General features: G+C 57.4%; 1 protein-coding gene. It reads right to left on the reverse strand.

The features are described 5' to 3' along the window. Positions 1-78 precede the first annotated feature (78 nt). Positions 79-1,323: a group II intron reverse transcriptase/maturase gene (gene ltrA, locus FHS09_RS22420; protein WP_183464123.1), complete on the reverse strand. Its 1,245-nt coding sequence runs from the start codon at positions 1,321-1,323 to the stop codon at positions 79-81. Between the last annotated feature and the right edge of the window lie 548 nt (positions 1,324-1,871).

Raw genomic sequence — 1,871 nt, forward strand, 5'->3', positions numbered from 1 at the left:
AGTCGAGTCGCCCCGGGGACCCTCCCCCCGAGGCGCTCACAGAACCGGACGTGAACGTCTCCGCTCATCCGGCTCCTCCTATCCAGCCTGTCCATGTAATAAACGCCAATGGGCAAACAACCCCAGCTGCCTGCGTGCTATACGCTCCAGCCAGTGGGTCGCTCGCCTCCTGTGCCCCCGTAGTCGTTTGAACTTGCGAGTTGCCCAGATTACGAGTCTGCGGTCGATTTGTCTGAGGGTCGTATACAGCGCCGACTTGTAGAAAGCACTGTAATAGTTGATCCATCCACGAATCACCGCATTAAACATCCTCGCCAGGTCTTCCAGAGCCTTATCGCTGCGCAGATGCAGTTTCCAGCTCCGCACTTCCTGCCGGATCGCTTTCGCCGCTTTGTTGCTGATCGCCGGACTGAAGTTGATGAAGAACTTTCCCCGCCGATTCTTCGATCTTCTTGGGCGGAAGGTGTAGCCCAGAAAATCGAAACTGGTGACAGGATAGTCCAGACGTCGATCGTCGTCCTTGCAATAGACAATCTTGGTCTTCTCCGGATGGAGTTCCAGTCCACAATCCGCGAAGCGCTGCTCCAGCGCACTTTTCAGATGTTCGGCCTGCTTCCGTGTGCGGCAGTGACAAACACTATCATCGGCGTACCGCTCGAAGGGAATGCTCGGATAGCGTCTCTGCATCCACGCATCGAAGGTATAGTGCAGGAACAGGTTCGCCAGCAGAGGACTGACCACGCCCCCTTGCGGGGTGCCCTTGTTCCTCTCCTGCAGTTCCCCAACGTTCAATTGCACCGGGGCTGTCAGCCATCGTTCGATGTAAAGCAACACCCATTTATCTTGGATGTGATGGCGCACCGCCCGCATCAAGAGTTCATGATCGATGTTGTCGAAAAAACCCTTGATATCCAGGTCCACGACCCAGTCGTTGCGCCAGCAGCGCTTGCGCGCCTGCCCAATCGCCTGATGGGCTGACTTGCCAGGCCGATAGCCGTAGGAATCCGGATGGAAGTGACGCTCCAGCTCCGGTTCCAGGGCTTGTTTGACCACCATTTGAGCAACCCGGTCCGCAACCGTTGGAATACCCAGCGGGCGAACACCGCCACCCGCCTTGGGAATCTCCACGCGTTTGACCGGTGGGGGTATATAGCTACCAGAGGCCAGTCGATTCCAGAGCTTGTAGAGGTTGCCTTCCAGCTTCTCTTCAAACATCTCCAGGGACTGACCGTCTACTCCTTCCCCGCCCTTGTTGGCCTTGACTCGCTTGTAGGCTTCCCACACCTGACGTTTAGTAATAGGAAATGACTTTGCCTGATTCAAGAGTGTCCTCCCATTGCTGGTTGCACCCTTGTCTCAGGCCGGATAGGGCAACCCCTTCGCTCCAGCTCCATTACAGAGCCTTCCTCGCTACTACAGGTTGCTCCGCCCCTGTACCCCGCATCGGTACTCAGATACTCGTGGGGCCTCCACTTGCATCGCTCCCTTGGCATCGGGGTGACAGGTTCCCACGTTCCACACAAGAGCCTGAACCGTGTTCTCGCCGCCTTTATGCCGGACGCCGCCTGGGCAGTAGACAGGTTGTTCCCAGACTTATCCCGGGTTAACGACTCCCCCCCGGTTTTGACGTCATTCCTACGCTTTCGACACGTCATCAGCGGTTCACTTGCGTTCGACTCCACGGTCCTTACCTGACCGGTTCTTGACCGGCCTTTTCCATACTCGCTCACTACCACACCTTTTAAGTGCAGCAGCAGTAGGTGGTTTGAAGCCTCCGCCTGCACGGCGGCTCCGAGGGGCCCGCCCTCATCTCTTGTGCAGCACGGCTGCACGGAGGATCTGAATCCTCCAGTGCGCCTTCGTGGCGCACA

It is taken from the genome of Microbulbifer rhizosphaerae (assembly GCF_014191725.1).
Lineage (GTDB): Bacteria > Pseudomonadota > Gammaproteobacteria > Pseudomonadales > Cellvibrionaceae > Microbulbifer > Microbulbifer rhizosphaerae.